The following is an 18682-nucleotide window of genomic DNA, read 5'->3' as shown; positions in this document are numbered from 1 at the left end:
TTTTTCGGAGCGCGCGGATAAGGGGACAAGGTCCCGGGACATACGAGGCATAAGGTCCCCCGATGAACGGAGAACAAGGTCCCGCAAAAACTCGGGACTAAGGTCCCGAGACATCTTCCGGCCGCAGTGCTTTCTTTGATCGATTACGACCGACTTCGTTAGAGTTAACGGCGCTTCAGGTCAGTCGGATGTATTTCAGGCCGATGAATATGCTACAGATGGGTCCATATTACTCGACGATGAATGGAGACGGGGAGCACTCGTCAAGTGGCGCGGGATTGTCAAAGGTAGCTCCTCGCTTTGCGCAAGGACACACGACATTGAACTGGCCGTCGAGCAAGATCCGATTCAAACGCTTTTCATTCGGACTTGCTCGGCAGTTTTTCGTGGCTGCCGGGATCACGATAGCTGCCTCGATGGCTATGCTTGCTCTGGCGATCTCGCAACGCATCGAAATAAGTATGATGCAAACAGCTGCCGAAGAAGGCGCCCTCTTCACTGAAGTTTTCCTCGGTCCATCAGCGCAAGACCTGGCCACTTCCCGCAGTCTGTCTCCAGAGAGTGTGAAAAAGCTCGATGACTTGCTTGCAGGGAAATTGGGCGAGCGCGTAAAACTGATCAAGATATGGTTGCCGGATGCCACGCTTGTATACTCGACCAACAAGGAAGCAGTCGGGCAGCAATTTCCTTCGCCTCACATCGCAGCAGCCGCCGCAGGCAAGGTAAGCAGCGAGTTCGATTATCTGGACGCCGCAGAGAATGCCACCCGTAGCAGCCTGCGAGTTCCGCTCGTCGAAATCTATGCCCCGCTATTCCGCAAAGGGACAAGGACGATCATCGCCGTCGGCGAGGTCTATGCTGATGGCAGACGACTTGCGGATGATCTTGCTTCGATCCGTCTCATATCAATGGGGATCGTTGGTGCGGTCACCGCTCCGATGATGCTGATACTGTTCCTGATGGTTCGCCGCGCCGCAAACCTGGTCGCCGACTACCAGGCAACTCTCATGAAGAATGTGGTGGAGGCGAAGAAGCTTGCCGCGCAGAACCAAAAATTGCGTCGAGCTGCAGATACTGCCCGTCTGGAGGCCGCGAAATCCAACGAGAATCTCCTTGCGCGGATTGGACAAGATCTGCATGACGGGCCGATCCAACTCGTGAGCCTCTTAATGCTCAAGCTGACCGAACCGAGCGGCACGAACAGAGCCGAGATCGGCTGTGGCGGCCCCGACAATGCCGGCACCGAAGGCCTGACTGCACGGATACTTAGCGAACTCCGCGATATCTCGGCCGGACTTGTGCTCCCCCAATTGGAGGGGCTGACGCCCAATGAAATACTCCGGCTTGCTGTCCAGAACCACGAGGATGCGACCGGAACAAAGGTCGACCGTCAGATTGGAAACTTGCCCAACGATCTCACGCTACCGGTGACAGTATGCCTGTACAGGATCGTACAGGAAGGATTGAACAACGCGTTTCATCACGGGAAAGCAATGGAACAGCGCGTCGAGGTGTGGGCAGACGCGCAATCGATTGTCGTTGTGGTGAGCGATGGCGGCCCGGGGCTGGTTGACAACAATCCTGCGAACGGGCGCAGCAGGACTGGCCTTGGCATCGCGGGTTTGCGCAACCGTGTTGAGGCCCTTAAGGGCACGTTTGAGGTGATATCGCGGCGCGGCATTGGGACGCAAATACAAGCAAAGCTGCCCGTCGCGCGAACAGAAAACTAGAATTGCGATGATTGGCGCGGAACCTTCAGTTCGGTTCCCTCTACCGCACATGCGAGGATAGGATCATTCGAGGTAGCCCTTAAGCAAGGATGTATGAATATCTCTGGTTGCGTTATGTTTTCAATGCGGTGAACTGCAGGGGACGTTATGAGTACGGTTTCCATTGGCTTGGTAGACGATCACCCATTGATGATTGAGGGCATCGTCTCGCTGTTATCGCGCGCTCAGGGTCTTGAAATTTTGTCGACGGGTTCGACGGCAAAAGACATCATCGACATTTCCTTGCGGTTCCATCCAGACGTCATCATCGTCGATTTAAGCATGGCGGGCGACGTCTACGAGGCAATCGCAACGTCTATTAAGCTCTCTCCAAACACAAAGATAGTCGCGTTCACTGCAGCGACCGGCGTCGACTCCGCGATCCGCGCGCTGGATGCTGGCGCAAACGGATATGTCCTGAAAGGCAGCAGCGCGAAAGAGCTCATTCAGGCTGTTGAAGCGGTTCGGCATGGCGAAACGTACATTACACAAAGCTTTGCAAGCCAGGTCATCGCAGGACTGCGAAACGCCTCGCTGCGGCGAGTGGCGGCCGAAGCCGTCAGATTCAGCATTCGCGAAGACCAGATCGTTCGATTGTTGTTGCGGGGCTTTACCAACAAAGCGATCGCCACCTCGCTAAAAATCAGCGAGAAGACCGTCAAAAATTACATGACGATCCTGATGCAGAAGCTCAACGCCCGTAACCGCCTCGAAGTTGTTATTGCCGCACAAGCCCTCAGCGATCGTGAGGTAGACGCTTCGCAGCCGCGCCAACTCTTTTGATGGAGAACCGCCGGCCTGGGCGGATTGCTGAATGCCCCCTCCTCGACTTTGACGCGCACTTGTCACGCGGCTGTAGCGTGCGCGCTGCTCGCTTTCACGCGCCAATCAACTCGTTCGCGTCGGCATCACATCGACGGCCTGCACTGATTGAGATCGACCGAGACCGGATATTGCGTCAGCAAAGCGGTCTTACCATCATTCGACATTTGGCGGCTGTAGCGCCGTATCCGCCGCTCCCAACTCTTGAACCAAAGTGTGAAGATCGGCGGCCTGCTCAATCAGGTTGGCCGCAACCTGAGGGTCAGTAGCTGACCTGGCGAGCTGAAGAAGCGTTTCCGCCCGACGCGTGAAATAGTCTCTGCCAATCACGATGGTGGCCTCACAAACTACCGGTCCGGTGACCTGCTGAAGCCGGACATTCGTTCCAGTCTTAATGTACAATACAGCACACAAGGTGTCTCCCTAAACTTACAAATAACGGCACGAAAACTAGGAGAGCCGTTGAGGGGCGCGGGTGATTGCCATTCTTCTCTCGCACGCACCATTCCGGTTGGTAGGCCGAGGTCGTCCGCCGGCGGCCATGGACTAGCCGATGGACATCGCTCGGCTTGACGAGTTCGGGACCTTGGTCGCATCCATTTCAGGACCTTGTACTCTTACGGAGGCCCTTCAGAAAATCTTCAAATGAAGCGTTAAGTAGTTTCGATGCAGCGTGAGGCATATGTTCATCACATAGTGTTACCCATAACTTTGAGCACGGAGCTCGATAGCGCAGAGGAAGTCTCTTTGTATGCGCAAAACTATCGAGACCGCACCAGGAGACGGAAAAATCGTCATTCTCGAGGATGACGCGACCGGCACCTATGACACTGCTCACTGGTCTCGCAAGACGTATCGATGGGTGCGTGAAAACGGCGAGCCGAGCAAGCTTACACCGACGCATTGGTATCCAATGCCGGACGAGATATTTCGCCTGCGAGAGAATGACAGATCGCCGAGGCGATTTGCGGCTTGGTCGATCACAGCGTCTCTTATCGCGATGGCGATTATCGGCGTTTGTTTCAGGGCCGATGTCATCGGCTTTGTTGGCCAGTACGCCGGTGGCCAGGATGTCTTCGGCATCGATCGCCTGCAAGTCGATCGAGACACCAAGTCGCCGGCCGATTTATTGGCGGTTCAGCAACAGGCCGAAGCTGATCAGGCCAGAGACCCTGCAGGCGCACCGGCCAAGCAAGCTGGGAAGGCGTCCGCGCCGGAAGCGCGACACTCTCTGGAGCAGGAACAACCAACTGACAGCTTGGCGAATGAGCTTGCTGAGACCCGCCGCGCTATCCACCTGCTCACTTTGCAGTTGCGGACGGAGATCGCGAATTCCGCTCAAGCGCACGATAAGGAGCGCGGGAAAGCGGCCGCCCTCGTGCTGCAGGAACTAACCGCAAGCTCGGTGCAATATCGTCAAACGCTCGAGGAAGAACGCGCGCGCGGTTCCGCACTCGCGAGCGAACTAGCGACGGAGCGGCGGGAAATCGAGAGCCAGGCGGCGCAATTGTGCAAGGCGGGCGACGAAACGGCGCAGGTCAAGCAGACTGCGGAGCGCGCAATGGCGGAACTGGGACGATCTCTGCAGCAAGAACGCGACAGAGCGGCGGCAATGGCACGGGATCTGGGGCGCAGCGCGCGGCGGAGGGGGAAGGCCCGGGCGGTAATGACGGAGCAAGAGATGGCCGACCAAACTAGCGATCTGGATCACCTAAAGCAGAGCACCGCAGTACTCGTCGCCTGCATGGTGGAAACGTTATCGAAATCAGATCCTTGCTTCAAAGAGCGTTTCGTGAGGCAGATGGCGCTGGCGTATCATGAATTGCGTGGCAATTCGGATCAGAAATCACGACCTCCGTTGGATCTACTGTCGTTGACGCGAGAACTTCTGATCAGTGGAATATCGGGTCGAAAGCACGAGAAAACGGCTGTGACAACTTCTTAGGCTCGCTCGAGATTCGTCCGTACTCCGCTGACGTCCAGGCTTGCGAGGGCGGGACGTTGGGTGACGCGACCTGCGGAACGGGGACTGTTTTAGAACTTCTTAATAGGTGCTCGCCACAGTCGCATAATTCATGATTTGGCGGCATCGATTCGTCATGCAGCTTATTTGTTCTCGAACCTATCCCTTTCTCGATACCCAAACGCTTGAAGAACGACAAGCGTGGGATACTCTCTTGCGAATTGGTGAGAACGAATTTCTCCTGCATATGACGTCCGACGACGTTGTCCAAGAAGAACGACTAGTCCGCTTCGATAGCAGAGCTGCTCTGGTTTGGATCAATCAACAGGTCGACGAGTATGGCGTCGACTGGGAGTCACTCTGAGGCTCAATCAAGCGATAAGAGAACGCCGCTCACGAAAGGCAAGCTCAACCGCGAGTTAGCACCTCGCGGATAACTGCCTAGCGAAGATTGACCAACGTCCGCCTCAACCGATCCTGCTCGATGTCCTGTTCGGTCATTCGCGACGGTTTAGCCGGACCACGGCGACTCCGGTCTCCCCCGGTGAACGGACATTCTCAGGATCGGCAGGCATGTCTTAGATATGTGCCAATAGCGGAAAATACAAACGATCGGCAATTGGCTCACGCTTAGCCGCGCCGAGCACCGCTGCCGATGATCGCAGGCATCGGCACAACTAATTGGCCGGCTGGTGTTCGAAAGCGGGTCAGATAATCTGCGATGTAGGAGCGGACACCATCTGACGCAGCACCTGATTGAGCAGCAAGGACCGCGCGCGCACGGACGGTGCCGGTAAGTATAGACTCAATGTAGCGGTCCGCATTCGCCACGTGCCAGTCCTGATGGAAAGAATGCGCTTTGACGTCGGTAAAGCCTATCTCCTCCAGTGCTGCCAACATTCGCTCGGGCGACCCAAACTGAAAAAAATCTGGCCCGTGCGGCAAACCAACCTCCATACTGCCTCGGGCCCGAACCGCCTCATAAACCAAGGCAAAACCAAAGCCGGTAGCGTCCCAAACGCTCACGGCCGCTCGACGACCAGGGCGCAATACCCTCAGCATTTCCCGTAGTGCAGCGGCTGGTTCCGGTAAGTGCATGAGGCCGTAGCCGCAGAGCACGGCATCGAAGCTCTCCGGCGGGTACGGCAGGGCTTGTGCGTCGCCTCGCTCAAAATGGCCGTTGGGAACCAAATTGCGGGCCAGTTCGACCGCCTCCAGGGAAAAATCGAGTCCGGTGGCTTCCGCGCCGCGCTCTAAAGCCCCCGCGCCTAACATTCCGGGGCCGCAACATACATCCAACACCCGCATGCCACGCGCCACACCCGCTGCATTGAGCATCGCCCCTACCGTCTGCCGCGCCACTGCACCAAAGGCCGCAGTGTATCCGCCAATATTAGTCTCCCAGCCTGATAGCTCGAAAGCGGTGAATTGCTCGGGATCGCGAGATTGCTCAACGGGCATTACTTCCACCCTTAACGCGTGAGGAGCACATAGCGCTTGAGGTAGCTGCGACAGGGCAATTTTGATACTGGATGAAAACAGACTCAAGGCCGCTTGACCGCGACTAATAGTCCGCTGTGGGGTCATTCGCGTCGGTTTGACCGGACCACGGCGACTTCCGATCTACCCCAGGGAACAGACATTCTCAGCATAGCCGAGCATGTCTCAAAGGTGCCATAAGCGGAAATCATAGCGAGGATAACCATTGTCTAAAGGAATGATCATCGCCGGATCGCTCGCCGCTGTTCTCGTCGTCCAGGCGATTGGATCGGCTCCGGCGAATGCGTTGCCAAAGGCGCCTGATACTTACTTCCGCCTGACAACCTCGGTCGTGGTGGACAACGACGAAGCTATCGACATCGATGTGGTGGTGAAATGCGGATGGACGGTTCGTCAGCCGTTCGGGTCGGCTGCGCCTATTTCCCGATCCGTATTCCATACATCTATGGCATCAAGACAAAAGCTGGTCATGCCGTTCTTGTTCAAACGCCCAACGCCTGCGGGGCAGAAATCATCAAGCGTATTCCTGCGGATTTTATGCCACTGATCCTTTGGGCCGACAAAGCGGATGATCTGGAATTCCTCACGGCGTACACGTCTGACGCGGGATATCAACACCCCTCGGCGCACCTGAAACTTCGTTCGGTAACGATCGTCCCAGCTTCGGTCGGGGAGTACGAGGCGTGGACGCGATCGGCTCCGCGGAACATCGTCGTTCGCGGCAAGGATCCGTTTGAGGCGGACGCCAGCAGCACCGACTGGCGGTATATTCGCGTTGCTCCCGGGCAGGATCCTGGCACAGCGAAGTATGGCTCGATCGGCTGCTACGGATTGGTGCGGTATCCGATTCCAGATTCAATCAAAGATGATGTTCGCGCGAACTGGCCGGCTGATCGCCCGCGGTTCTAGGCGCCGAAGAACTGTGTTGCGCAACGCTCCTACAGGATGCAAGGCGCTATCGTTCTGTCTCCACCCGGTGACTTCGTCCGAGCACTAAGTATTGGGCAGTACGGAGAACGGACTGCTCCGTAGCAGTGGTGGCGGATCGTTCTACAGCAAAGGAGAGATTTATGGACGGCGATTTTCCAAGCCGATGCTCTCTGCGGCAGCGATGCCGCTGGACGCATACCCGCTCGACGCCGATTTTTACTACTACCACAAGCGTGATGGCGACGTACGTGAGCAACGGGAGCGTGTCAAAGTTGATCTCGGAGCAAATGCGCCGCGGGGACAAATGTACTGTGCGAGGTGGCCCAACTGGCGTGCGGTGATGGATAGCAACAAAAAGTTCTTCCATGACATTTGAAATGGATCTGGGCGGCCTAACGATCGAGTCGAAAACCGGACCGCAGGAATCCGGATTGGGCCTCATTGTCATCGAAGAAGACAAATTCTGGTTCGAAGAGGTAAGCCTCGGGATTTCATCCGAGGCCGGGGGGTTATAATGACAGGTGTGTCGGGTTTCGTTCGCTACGCGGCTTACCGAATGTCTGATGCGGGTCAAAAGCTGCCTCGACAGCCCCGCAACGCCACTTCCGCTTTGCTTCGACGAACGGACATTTACCGACCGGCGCCGCTAGTCCGTTTCGTGCCCGAAACGGAAGTCACGTGTTACTCAATAACTTCGTCAGCAAGCAGCAAGATCGACGTTGCATGCCGTTCGATTGCTCGGATGATGCCAACGCCCATCGGTAACAAGCAAGGACAGGCGGCCCTCTTCGTCTCCTCGCCAGAGCAAACGCCGCATCCGCACGCCAAGTTAGCCGCTAGCATGAGAGTGCTCAGGCGACCGGCAAAAGCCTTGCGTCCGGCCTCGTCGCGTTTACGGTTGATTGTCTGTGCGCCTGGTCATTCAAGCTAGTGCAATCTTGGAAGTGCTCAACGACCGTGGCACTTGCCAGATGCTCCCAATACTCTGCCTCGGCGAGCAGCTTCCAGCTATTGTCAGGATGATATGCAGCACTCTGCCGACACAAAGACGCCATCGCCCGGAAGCGGCGTACAGTTTCCATTCCCATCCTCCCTGTCGTTTTCCCACCCTATTTTTTATTTTTGCTTCGGAGTCATTATGATTATGATTCAGAACTAAATTTTAGGTTCTCGGCGAAGGCGCGTTTGGTTGCGAGTTGTTTCGCATCGGGTTCACATAGGTCTTCAGATGAAGCGCTAATCGCGCCCGCGCCGGTCTGCGATAGGCGCGCCGATCCAATACCGAAGGCTATGCCGGTATCCTGACCACCAGGAAAACGCGATAACTGGATGCGCGCGCCGTGGGATGAGGCGAAGCATTGCAACGGCCGCTGGCGGAGACGCGCCGCGGATTACGGCCCGTGGTGCGGACAAAGAAGTTCGCGCGGCGGGGGCATGATCACAACGATCAATCAATGTTCGCTCCTCGCCGGTCCTAACTCGGACATCGCGCTACGTCCGAAAGGTGCCAACGGCCGGCGTTGCCCGTTCGATGGCCTGCGACGGAGTGACCAACCTGCCGAACTAAGACATCGCTAGACGCTTTGTTTCAAACGCTGTTTCAAACACTCACTTCATCAAACTCGTGCGTTCTCGCACGCCTCGGGCACTACCCATGCAGATATAATAGTTGCGTCCGGCAGCCATTTGCATCTAACCCGCTCGCGATGCTGCGTGCAGAAAATCCGTCCTCGCGACCAAGCGTTTGGAGTTTGTTTTTCTGAGTGAAAGCGTCTGGTAAAGTGAGTTCGATATCGTGCGCTTAGAGGAAGCAGATTTAAACCTATGTTGAGACCGCCGCTCCGCTACGCTCCAAATGGAGGCTGCGGATGTTTCACCGCTGGTTCCTCGCAGTGACCGCTCCAGGCGGAATTTCTAACGTCCTTCTTGCAGCGCTGCCGGCGACGGACCTCGATCTGCTGAGGCCCGAGCTAGCGATGGTCGCGCTCGATCAGGACGTGGTCCTTTCGCGCGCGGGCGAGCCGATAGAGTATGTCTTCTTCCCTCATGACGGGGCCATCTCACTGATGATCGACATGGCGGACGGACAGACGGTTGCCACAGCCGCAGTCGGACGCGAGGGGGCAGTAGGCATGCTCTCGGTGCTGGGGCCGTCCCCGTCAGCCGCTACCGCCGTAGTGCATGCGGCGGGCACCGCCGCGCGGATCTCTGCATCGCGATTTCACGCCGCTTTCAACTGCAGCCCTGCGATCCGGCACGTAGTCCAGAAATATACCAGAGCGATGCTGGTACAGTTCCAACTCGGCTCGGCCTGCAATGCGCTGCACCCGGTCGAAGCCCGCATGGCCCGCTGGCTGCTCCAGTTTCGCGACCGCATCGACCACGACGTACTCCCGCTCACTCAACAGTCGTTGTCGCAAATACTTGGTGTGCGACGAACGACGGTGACGCTCTTAATGCGCAAACTGCGCGCGCGTGGGGCGATCAGGTCTGATCAACGAGGCCGAATCGAGATCGACCGATCGCGACTCGCGGCGGCAGCCTGCGAATGCCACGACGCCATGCATCTCGAAGTCGAGGAGATTCTTCTCGATCAATATGCCCCGATCGGTGGGCGCTCAGGAGTTGAACCAGGCGGCGTTTCGGCCCGACCGACCATTATTTCCCGCTTGCGGAGGTAAGAGAGAGCGTTAGCATCAGCCAATGTCGGCTGCGGGTCAATCGCATCGATTTTGACATATCCGACGCATGTCCGGCTAGATGGTAATTTCATGACGTTCGCATCTCGCCGCGCGGGCGGGCCCGCAAAAATGGCCGCGAGGAAGTATCGGATCGTTCGATGATCTCGCGAAAAGATCGCTGCACTGTTGCTTCTCGCGTCAACCGGTGCGGCATTGCCCGGCGAACTGACCGGCAGGCCAGCATCCCTCATTCGGAACAACTCTGACCGATGGCGCGATTCCTGAGGAGCCGCATGCCGAACTGAATGAGGCACCCATGCTCGCGGTTGTCGCAACGCTCTGCGGCGTGGTGACCCTCGCCGCAATTATCGGGTTGATGCACCTGGCCGATATGGTCGCGGGCCCAAAAAAACAGCCTCGGCGCTCTAAGGGGAAAGTCCGCCGAGGCCGGCTGAGGTGTCCGTGTCCGTTCCTATCAGACCAACCACCAATGCCGATCATCGCCACTGCGGGGCGTGGAGATATGATTGCTAGGCCCGCGTGAGGGCCGCGGGCCGCTTATCAGGCTGACCTGACGGTCTACCCTACCCGTAGGTTTTCAGCCGACTCCTTGCCGCGGTTTGCCACGACCTCATAGCTCACCTTCGCACCTTCATTGAGGCTGCTTAAGCCAGCCTTCTCCACCGCCGAAATATGTACGAACACGTCCTTTCCGCCATTGTCGGGTTGGATGAAACCAAAGCCCTTGGACGGATTGAACCATTTCACAGTACCTATCGCCACGTTCGTTCTCCAGTGTATCGCCCCGGCGCGATCCTAAATGGGGCGCAGCCAAGCGCGCAAGAAAAACCCGCCGGGTTGAGTCGGCGGGCTATTCCAAAAGCCATCGCGGTTGTGAGTTCTGAGGCCGCGACGCGATTGACGCTACTGCCGGTCGGTTACAGGAGTGCTTCTTTGCGAGCGAGAGCTCGCCAGATCTCTCTGGTATTCGATACGGAGCCGCGAATCCTGGTCCTTGGCCTTGCAGAAATCTTTGCCGGCCCTCGCTAGGTCTCACGTACGTTCATCCATCGAGGATCTGAACTACCGCGAAGTGGTGGCCCAACTCGCTGCCCTGGAAGCCGGGGACGATACAGAGTCCGGCGGGTTCATCATGACTGCCAGGAACATCAGGAAGCGCTTGGCATCATTGGGAGTGAGCTTGCATGCTGAAGAGGACGACGACGCCCTCGGAGAGCTCGCACGCCGACTTCGGTGACTTGCTGTCGGACGTCGTCACGCCGACGTGCGTCATTAGGAGGCGCCGCCACCCAGGGAATGAGATTGATCTCCGCGGGCACCCGATCGACGCTTGCGCCCTCGGCAGGCCGGAAGCGTTGTTTTGCGAGGGTTATCGCGGTTCGAAAAAGTGGCGGATGGACAAATAAGCTGGCGGAGAGGGAGACGTTCTCTACCCCACTTGCAGCCTACTCACGAATATTGCTCTTTGCGCTTTGCAAGCGCCTTCTGCAGTTTGACGTCTTGCGCTCGCTGATCGTCGCGCCAGGCGTGAACTGTTTTTAGATCGCCGCGTTCTGCTTTTCGTTTCGCTCGGACCAAAATCAGCGCAAGCCGCCAAATTTGCCTGCTCGACAATTTTTGGACGATCTCCGATTGCTCTTCAGAAATAAATTTCGGCCCATACCGCGACGAGACGTCTTTCTTGGTGGAGTGCCCGAAGACAACAAGCCGCGAGCGCTCGCTGAGGCCTTCAAGGTCATCCAGAAACCCCTTGAAGGTATGCCTGCCCGAATAATTGACGAGACCCGCGCGATCCATCTCCAGCTTCTCGATGCCGTAGGTGAAGGCCTTGGTCAGGACGTGGCTCCACTTAATCTCGCCGGTGTTCTTGACGTAGACTTTCCAGTCCGGAAACAGCCATTGCTCATGGGCTTCGATTTCAATGTCCTCGAGCTGCTCGGCTGTAAGCTTCTGGCGACCGCCGAGCTCGGCGACTTTGCGGTCGATGAAGGCAGCCACTATGGCGTCCCGGCGCTCCACGATTCCGAGCCTTACAATGAGCCAGTGGATTGTGACCCAGCGAAATGCACTCGGCGACTTGCCCCGGGTGCCACCTGTCTGCGGATCGAATCGGTCCTTTTCCTGCTGATCGATCGACAGCGGCGCATAGCGGAAGTGCAGCTTCGCTGACACGCTTCAGCTTGATCGCTTTTCCATTTTTCTCCCGCGTCCAGCCGTTCTCGGCAGCCCATTGCCAGCGGAAGTAGAGGCTACGCTCCGACGGCGAAAATCCCCGCGCTGTAGGGATCGCGGGCAGCGCCTTCTTCACCTTGAGCAAGTGCTCGCCATTGAAGTCGAGCATCACCGGATCGCCGAGCAATTCGATCAGAAATCGTACCACCGGTTCGATGTCACTGTCGGCGCGGCGATCGCCTTCCTGCTGCTCGCGGGCATCGAGGAATTCCGTCAAAACATCGGACATCGTTCGACGGGTGTAGCGATCCACCGAAGCCGTGCTTGTCGCCGGGGGCCGCATATCGGTCGCGGCGACCGTCACCGGCGTCGAAAGAGTGGGAGAAACCGCAGCCGCGGACAGCGCGCGCTTTTGCTCAAGCCGGTACAAGACGGTGGACGATTTTTCGCGCTCATGGCTCGCGCGTGAGTTTTCCCGGACCAGGGCGAGGAAGTGCTCGCCCCAACCCGGTACCACCTCGTCAGGCTTACGCCCGCCAAGCCGTACCCGATACTGCGCCTCGAACGCGACCCCTTGGAACGCGGTGCGATCCACCAGGTCCTCCTCGCCGCGAACCGGCTCGACCGCCAGCGCCTGCAGCCTGGGCCACAGCACGAGCAAAGCCGATTCCGGGTCTTCCGCCACCTTCACGCTGAGCATCCACGAGGCAATTCTGGCTGCCCGCAACTGTGCGGTTTTGTAGTCCGCAGTACGCAGGCTGATCCGAAACGCTGACCCCGATTTTGGCGAGAGGCAAGCAGGCAGCCGCGCTCTAAACAGATATCTGCCGTCGCGGCGAGAGATGAATGCTGAGCGTGACAACGAAAAACCCCACTGTGTCCAAACCATGAGACACAGCTCACGCCGCCCTGACGAAACGGAGCCATTTTCGTTGAATTCATTGAAGAATTTCGGCAGTTTGGAGCTGCCTGGCAGTTGGTAGCGAGAGAGGGACTCGAACCCCCGACCCCAGGATTATGATTCCCGTGCTCTAACCAGCTGAGCTACCTCGCCACGGTTCACCGTCACGGCTCAACATACCGCAGTCGCGAACGCGCGGCATATAAGGAGTCGGTCGGGGGCCTGTCAAGCAAACCCGCCCGGCTCGAAAAGCGCCTGCAAACGGCGCTATTTGGGCCGGATCGAAGGATCGCCGCCGGGGCTGCCGGGCGGCGGAATCACCGGCGTTTTGCCCCCACCGGGCGCCGGTGCATGCATTTCGGGATCAATGCCGGCGGGCGGGCACAGCACACCATCGGAACGGGCCAATCTTTCGCCGAGCGGTTCGGCCCGCTGGCCGGTGGTGGTGCCTTCCGGTGCTGCCGCGCCGGAATGCGGCGCTGGATGCATCGGCGCGCAATTGGCGGTCCGCGCAGCCGATGGCGGCGCGGTCGGAACCGGGGGAGTGGCCGGACCCGGCGGGGCTTGCGCCGCCGCCACGCCGGAGGCCGCCATCAGAACACACGACAGAAAGAGCGAGCGTTTTATTGCCATGCAAGGAAAACGGTCCGCAGCCGCGGAGGTTCCCGGCTGATTTCAAGACTTGCAATTTCAAGACTTGCAATTTCAGGACTTGCGGAAGCGGATCAGCGAAAAATGTCCCATCGGCGGCATCGGCCGCCGTTCGGTCAGGCTGACGCCGCCATGTTTGGCGGCCCAATTGGTCAATCGTTCCCAGGGGAATTCCGGCCGCCAGCCGAGTCGCCGCGCCAGCGGTGCGAAGGCGAGTTCAAAGACGCGCCGCGGGCCGCTTTCGGCGCCGATGTGATTGACCAGGATGAGTTCGCCGCCGGGCTTCAGCACGCGGATGAAATCATCCAGCGTGCGTTCGGGATCCGGCACCGCGGTGATGACATATTGCGCCACCACCGCATCGAAGAACGAATCCTTGAACGCCAGATTCTTGGCATCCATCACCGCGAGCGTTTCGACATTGGAAAGGCCGAGCGCGCGAACCCGCTGTTGCGCCCGGCGCAGCATCGGTTCGGAAATATCGACGCCGCACAATTTGGTGCTGCGCGAATAATCCGACAGCGACAATCCGGTGCCGACGCCGACGTCGAGAATGCGTCCGCCGATCTTGTCGGCTTCCGCGATCGTCGATTGACGGCCGTGCTCGAACACCTTGCCGAACACGAGATCGTAGACCGGCGCCCAGCGCCCATAAGCCTTTTCGACCCCCTCGCGGTCGATGTCCGCAGTCATTCCCTTAAGCCCCCGCCCTTATGCCCCGCATTTTTTTAGCCGCGCATCACCTCGGCGAGCGGTGGCGCCGTTATATCCTGCACCCCTGCCCTCGCAACCTTCCGTGCGGTCGCACTCCTGATGAATCCGCCGCCGAGCACGCGCGCCTGCCCCGAGGGCGCGTCGTAAAACACGCAGGCCTGGCCCGGCGAAACGCCTTCTTCGCCGGCGACGAGTTCGACTTCATAGCCGCCATCGACCGCGCGCAGCCACGCCGGCTGCGGCGGGCGCGTCGAGCGCACGCGCACGAACATCTCGATGCCTGCGCCGATCACGCGCTCCAGCGCGCCGTCGCCGATCCAGTTGACGTCGCGCAGCTGGATACGGTCCATCCGCAGCGCCTCGCGCGGTCCCACCACGACGCGGCGGCTGGCGGCATCGAGCTTGACGACATAGAGCGGCGCGGCTGACGCGATGCCCAGCCCCTTGCGCTGGCCGACGGTGAAATGAACAATGCCCTGATGCTGGCCGATGACGTGGCCGTCGAGATCGACGATGTCGCCGGGCTCGATCGCGCCGGGCTTCAGGCGGCCGATGATGTCGGTGTAGCGACCGGTCGGGACGAAGCAGATGTCCTGGCTGTCCTGCTTGTCGGCGACCTCGAGCCCAAAGCGCCGCGCCAGTTCGCGCGCCTGCGGCTTGGTCATGTCGCCGAGCGGAAAGCGCAGATAGTCGAGCTGCTCGCGCGTGGTCGCGAACAGGAAATAGCTCTGGTCGCGATCGGCGTCGGCCGCGCACACCAGCGCCCGCGATCCGTCAGCGAGACGCCGCGAGGCGACATAATGTCCGGTGGCGAGTGCGCTGGCGCCAAGCTCGCGCGCGGTCGACAGCAGGTCGCGAAACTTGACCGAGCGGTTGCACTCGATGCACGGCACCGGCGTTTCGCCGAGCGCGTAGCTGTCGGCGAAATTGTCGATCACCGACTCGCGAAAACGGCTTTCGTAATCGAGCACGTAATGCGGAATGCCGATCCGCTCGGCGACGTTGCGGGCATCGTGAATGTCACGGCCGGCGCAGCAGGCGCCCTTGCGATGGGTGGCCGCGCCATGGTCGTAGAGCTGCAGCGTGATCCCGACCACGTCGTAGCCCTCGGACTTCAGCAAGGCAGCCGTCACCGAGGAATCGACGCCGCCAGACATGGCGACCACGATCCGTGTGTCCTGGGGGCGGCCTTCGAGGTCCAGACTGTTCGGCATGGCAGGTCAATCGGCTTCAATCGCGAGGCAGCGCCGCGCGGCAAGAGTTCAAAAAAGCCTTTTATATTTAAGGCCTTAAGGCCCGTTTCGGCCCTTTCAGGCCGGACCGGAAGCCCGCTCTTTAATATAGGCCGCGTTCCCGGGAGGCAATCAGCCGGACCGGGTTTTGGGCCGGCAATAGACGGCAAATCTTGCCGCCGGGCAGAAAAGGGGGCCGGTCCAGGGCCTCCGCTGGCGGCCCGGCGCCACCATAAGATATTGAAATAGAACGATATTTTTGGGAAACCCAGCGTGGCCCGGTCCTTGCTCAGAGGTAGCCAAGGTTTCAGCGCGAGGGTCGGCCGTGGTTAGTGTCACGTCAGAACTAATGGCAAACGTGTCTTTTCAAGGCGCGACGGCGAGGTCGGGGCGGCCGGATTCCGACCAGACGGCCGGAAACGACAGCTTTGCGGCGCTGGTCGACAGCAACAAGGCCGCTGCCAACAGCGACCACCGTCCCCAAGACACTGCGCCGCGCCGCGCCGATGATTCGCAAAGCCCGGCGGACCACCGGGCGCGCGACAACAGCGCATCGGACAAGGTGGCTTCGGACAAAGCGGCATCCGACAAGGCCGCGCGCAGCGACGCGCGCCAGGATTCCAGCGGCCGCGATGCCGGCAGCAACGCCCGCGACAACGCCGAGGCGGACACCAGGACCGACGCAACCCGCCGCTCCAAGACGAAATCGGATTCTTCCAAGTCCGACACCTCGAAACCGGATGAGACCAAGGCGGAAGGCAAGCCCGCTTCCGGCGAGGACGCTGCGGCCACCGATCAGACCGAAGCGAAACAGGATACGGCAGCACTGGTAACGGCCAGCGCCGTGGCCACCGTGATTCCTGTCGCCACGGCAACAGTGGAAGCCTCGATCGCAAAAGCTCCCACCGATACCGCGACGGCGCCGCTTGCGATCGCCGCCGCCGCCATTGTCGCCACCGCCACGCTCACCGGGGCAACCGCTCCGGCGGCCGATGCCAGCGCAAATCCGGCTGCGACCGCCAACGCCGCCAAGACAGAGGGCGCGAAGATCGATGCCCAGACCGAGGTCAGCATAGCCGTCACCGCGCAGGTCGCTCCCGCCGACACCACGGTCACGTCAGGCATCGCATTGGCTGCATCCGCGGCCGCGACGGCTGCCGGCGTGTCGAAAACCGCAACGCAAGCCAAGACGCCGGTCGCCACGAAGGAAGCCACTGCAACATCGGGCGAACCGGACAAGGCAGCCGGCACGATCGCCGCCCCCGCGGCTCCGGCGCCCGGCACCATCGTTCCATCAGTCACGCCGCAGGCCGAGGTCACAGGCCAACCGAAAGCCGAGAACGGTGTCATCGACGCCGCCAAAGCTGATGTCGCAGGCAACGGCGCCCCGGCACCATCGGCCCATGCGGCCACGCATGCGCATCCGGTCACAGCCGACGCCAGCCAGACGCTGGCTGGCGCATCCAACAACGGCTTGCAGGCCGCGGGCGCGATCCTGACGCAGCAGCCGGCATCTTCCACCGCACCAGTCCCGGCACCCCAGCTCAACGTCGCCGTCGCGACATCAGCAGCGGTGCCGCTCAGCGGGCTTGCGATGGAAATCGCAGCGTCGGCCAAGAGCGGCAAGAGCCGTTTCGAAATCCGGCTCGATCCGGCCGAGCTTGGCCGCATCGACGTCCGCATCGATGTCGATCGCAACGGCCAGGTCACCTCGCATCTGACGGTGGAGCGGCCGGAGACGCTGTCGATGCTGCGCCAGGACGCCAACCAGCTGCAGCGCGCGCTCGACAATGCCGGGCTTTCGACCGGCAATAGCGGGCTGCAATTCAGCCTGCGCGATCAATCCTCGCAGGGCCAGAACGACGGCAACCAGTCCAATCCCAACGCCCATCGCCTGGTCGTCAGCGAAGAAGACAGCATTCCGGCAGCGGTTGCCGGCCGCAACTATGGCCGCATGCTCGGAGCGAGCGGCGGCGTGGACATCAGGATTTAACGGAGAGCGTTATGGCAGTCGATGCAACCATGCCGACGACGATCGTCTCGGCGCCCGCAACGGGCAGTTCGAGCTCCAGCAGCTCCACGAGCTCGACCGCGACGACGGGGATCGCGGATAATTTCCAGACCTTTCTGACGCTGCTGACGACGCAGCTGCAGAACCAGAACCCGCTGGATCCGCTCGACACCAACCAGTTCACCCAGCAGCTGGTGCAGTTCGCCGGCGTCGAGCAGCAGCTCAAGTCCAACGAGCAGTTGAAGTCGCTGCTCGAAATCGAAAAGAGCGCCCAGGCGACGCAGGCGCTGGTCTATGTCGGCAACACGGTTGCGGTCGACGGCAGCAAGGCGGCGTTCGACAAGTCGGCGACCTGGAATTTCCAGAGCGACAAGGACACCTCGGCAACCATCACGATCACCAACTCGGCAGGACAGACTGCCTACAGCGGCAACTACGCGCTGAAACAGGGCGGTAGCAGTTTCGTTTGGGACGGCAAAGGCAATGACGGCGTGCAGTGGCCGGCCGGCACTTACACGCTGACCGCCACCGGCAAGGACAGTTCCGGCAACAACGTGGCGATCTCCACCGAAGTCCAGGGCGTCGTGGATTCGGTCGATCTCAGCGCCTCCCCGCCGCTGCTTTCGATCGGCGGACAAAGCTACACGACCGACAAGATCAAGCGCGTGGTGCGCCCGTCGACGACAAGCTAGCGCTGCGAGCTGACGGGTCGCTCTCTCGTCCTCGTCGTCCCGGCCTTGAGCTCAGATGCGCAATTGCGCATCGGGGGACCCATACTCCGTGACCGTTGTTGTTGAAGAGGGTCGCTAACGCCAGCACTCTCACCGATAGGCCGCGGCGTATGGGTCCCGGCCTTCGCCGGGACGACGAAAAAAATCTTCGATTCAATTTTCAAACAGCAAAGACGACCGTCCGCATTCTTGCGGCGCACTGCGCCCGAGCTTTGCCAGAAATTCCTTGCCCCCAGAATGAGAGGGCGCAGGGAAGACCGGGTGCGCGCTGCACCCGCGGTCTCGCGTGCGGTTTGCACAAAACAAAATGCACACGAGCATACAGGGCAGCGGAGAACACCCGGCCTTCCCTGCGCAATGGCTTTACGGCTTATGCCGTGCTCTCCCCGGAGACGAGTTCTTGGTTGACTCCGTCGCTGCCGTTCCCGCTTGCGCTTCTCCGACAGCTTGACGCCTGCAACGGGCGCCAGGACCACACGGTTTTGCCGTACGCCCGTCCACGCCGTCGTCTAGGCGTAAACCAGCGTCCACCGCAACCCGCCCAACGTCCGTGACGACGGCCGACGCCCTTCTGAGTAGGACGG

General features: G+C 59.9%; 15 protein-coding genes, 1 tRNA gene and 1 pseudogene. 8 read left to right on the top strand and 9 right to left on the bottom strand.

Annotation, left to right across the window (positions count from 1 at the left end):
• The first annotated feature begins 320 nt into the window (after window positions 1-320).
• From JQ600_RS04695 to JQ600_RS04685, 3 genes are all read left to right on the top strand, one after another.
• Window positions 321-1730: a sensor histidine kinase gene (locus JQ600_RS04695; RefSeq protein ID WP_249135664.1), complete on the top strand. Its 1410-nt coding sequence runs from the start codon at window positions 321-323 to the stop codon at window positions 1728-1730.
• 147 nt (window positions 1731-1877) lie between these two features.
• A complete protein-coding gene (locus JQ600_RS04690; RefSeq protein ID WP_212391921.1) occupies window positions 1878-2552 on the top strand; it encodes a response regulator transcription factor in 675 nt (224 codons plus the stop codon).
• Between the two features lie 790 nt (window positions 2553-3342).
• The gene (locus JQ600_RS04685; RefSeq protein ID WP_212391923.1) at window positions 3343-4536 is read left to right on the top strand and encodes a hypothetical protein; all 1194 of its coding nucleotides are present in this window, start codon (window positions 3343-3345) and stop codon (window positions 4534-4536) included.
• A 648-nt stretch (window positions 4537-5184) separates the two neighbouring features.
• On the opposite strand, the gene JQ600_RS04680 is transcribed toward JQ600_RS04685, so the two are convergent.
• Window positions 5185-6015: a class I SAM-dependent methyltransferase gene (locus JQ600_RS04680; RefSeq protein ID WP_212391925.1), complete on the bottom strand. Its 831-nt coding sequence runs from the start codon at window positions 6013-6015 to the stop codon at window positions 5185-5187.
• A 420-nt stretch (window positions 6016-6435) separates the two neighbouring features.
• Here JQ600_RS04680 and JQ600_RS04675 point away from each other — a divergent pair, with 420 nt between their 5' ends.
• From JQ600_RS04675 to JQ600_RS04665, 3 genes are all read left to right on the top strand, one after another.
• On the top strand, window positions 6436-6963 hold the full coding sequence (locus tag JQ600_RS04675; RefSeq protein WP_212391927.1) for a hypothetical protein: 528 nt from the start codon (window positions 6436-6438) through the stop codon (window positions 6961-6963).
• 91 nt (window positions 6964-7054) lie between these two features.
• Entirely contained in the window at window positions 7055-7360 is a 306-nt protein-coding gene (locus JQ600_RS04670) for a hypothetical protein (RefSeq protein ID WP_212391929.1), read from the top strand.
• Between the two features lie 1492 nt (window positions 7361-8852).
• Entirely contained in the window at window positions 8853-9665 is an 813-nt protein-coding gene (locus tag JQ600_RS04665) for a Crp/Fnr family transcriptional regulator (protein ID WP_249135662.1), read from the top strand.
• 579 nt (window positions 9666-10244) lie between these two features.
• Here the strand turns inward: JQ600_RS04665 and JQ600_RS04660 are convergent.
• The 8 genes and pseudogenes from JQ600_RS04660 to mnmA all read right to left on the bottom strand — a co-directional run bounded on the left by JQ600_RS04660 (window position 10245) and on the right by mnmA (window position 15338).
• Window positions 10245-10448: a cold-shock protein gene (locus JQ600_RS04660; protein ID WP_212269829.1), complete on the bottom strand. Its 204-nt coding sequence runs from the start codon at window positions 10446-10448 to the stop codon at window positions 10245-10247.
• Between the two features lie 687 nt (window positions 10449-11135).
• Window positions 11136-11684, bottom strand: a complete 549-nt coding sequence (locus tag JQ600_RS04655; RefSeq protein ID WP_212489705.1) for a hypothetical protein — start codon at window positions 11682-11684, stop codon at window positions 11136-11138.
• A complete protein-coding gene (locus JQ600_RS04650; RefSeq protein WP_212489704.1) occupies window positions 11605-12558 on the bottom strand; it encodes a hypothetical protein in 954 nt (317 codons plus the stop codon). Before JQ600_RS04650 ends, JQ600_RS04655 begins: the two co-directional genes overlap by 80 nt.
• Before the next feature lie 18 nt (window positions 12559-12576).
• Window positions 12577-12747: pseudogene (locus JQ600_RS37520) on the bottom strand (DUF6538 domain-containing protein); the annotation flags it as partial.
• 88 nt (window positions 12748-12835) lie between these two features.
• Window positions 12836-12912, bottom strand: a tRNA-Met gene (locus JQ600_RS04645).
• Window positions 12913-13026: 114 nt separating this feature from the next.
• Entirely contained in the window at window positions 13027-13392 is a 366-nt protein-coding gene (locus JQ600_RS04640) for a hypothetical protein (protein WP_212390623.1), read from the bottom strand.
• A gap of 72 nt (window positions 13393-13464) precedes the next feature.
• On the bottom strand, window positions 13465-14103 hold the full coding sequence (locus JQ600_RS04635) for a class I SAM-dependent methyltransferase (protein ID WP_192737539.1): 639 nt from the start codon (window positions 14101-14103) through the stop codon (window positions 13465-13467).
• A gap of 35 nt (window positions 14104-14138) precedes the next feature.
• On the bottom strand, window positions 14139-15338 hold the full coding sequence (gene mnmA, locus JQ600_RS04630; RefSeq protein WP_212390622.1) for a tRNA 2-thiouridine(34) synthase MnmA: 1200 nt from the start codon (window positions 15336-15338) through the stop codon (window positions 14139-14141).
• Window positions 15339-15714: 376 nt separating this feature from the next.
• Here mnmA and JQ600_RS37365 point away from each other — a divergent pair, with 376 nt between their 5' ends.
• Both JQ600_RS37365 and JQ600_RS04620 read left to right on the top strand, forming a co-directional pair.
• Complete coding sequence (locus tag JQ600_RS37365; RefSeq protein ID WP_212390621.1) at window positions 15715-17349, top strand: flagellar hook-length control protein FliK; 1635 nt, start codon at window positions 15715-15717, stop codon at window positions 17347-17349.
• An 11-nt stretch (window positions 17350-17360) separates the two neighbouring features.
• Window positions 17361-18059, top strand: coding sequence for a flagellar hook assembly protein FlgD (locus tag JQ600_RS04620; RefSeq protein ID WP_212390620.1), 699 nt, complete (start codon window positions 17361-17363; stop codon window positions 18057-18059).
• Window positions 18060-18682: the final 623 nt, after the last annotated feature.

This window comes from Bradyrhizobium sp. AUGA SZCCT0176, from assembly GCF_018130145.1.
In the GTDB taxonomy this organism is placed as follows: Bacteria; Pseudomonadota; Alphaproteobacteria; order Rhizobiales; family Xanthobacteraceae; genus Bradyrhizobium.
Note: the sequence above shows the minus strand (reverse complement) of the source record. Positions and strands in the feature narration are given on the sequence as shown.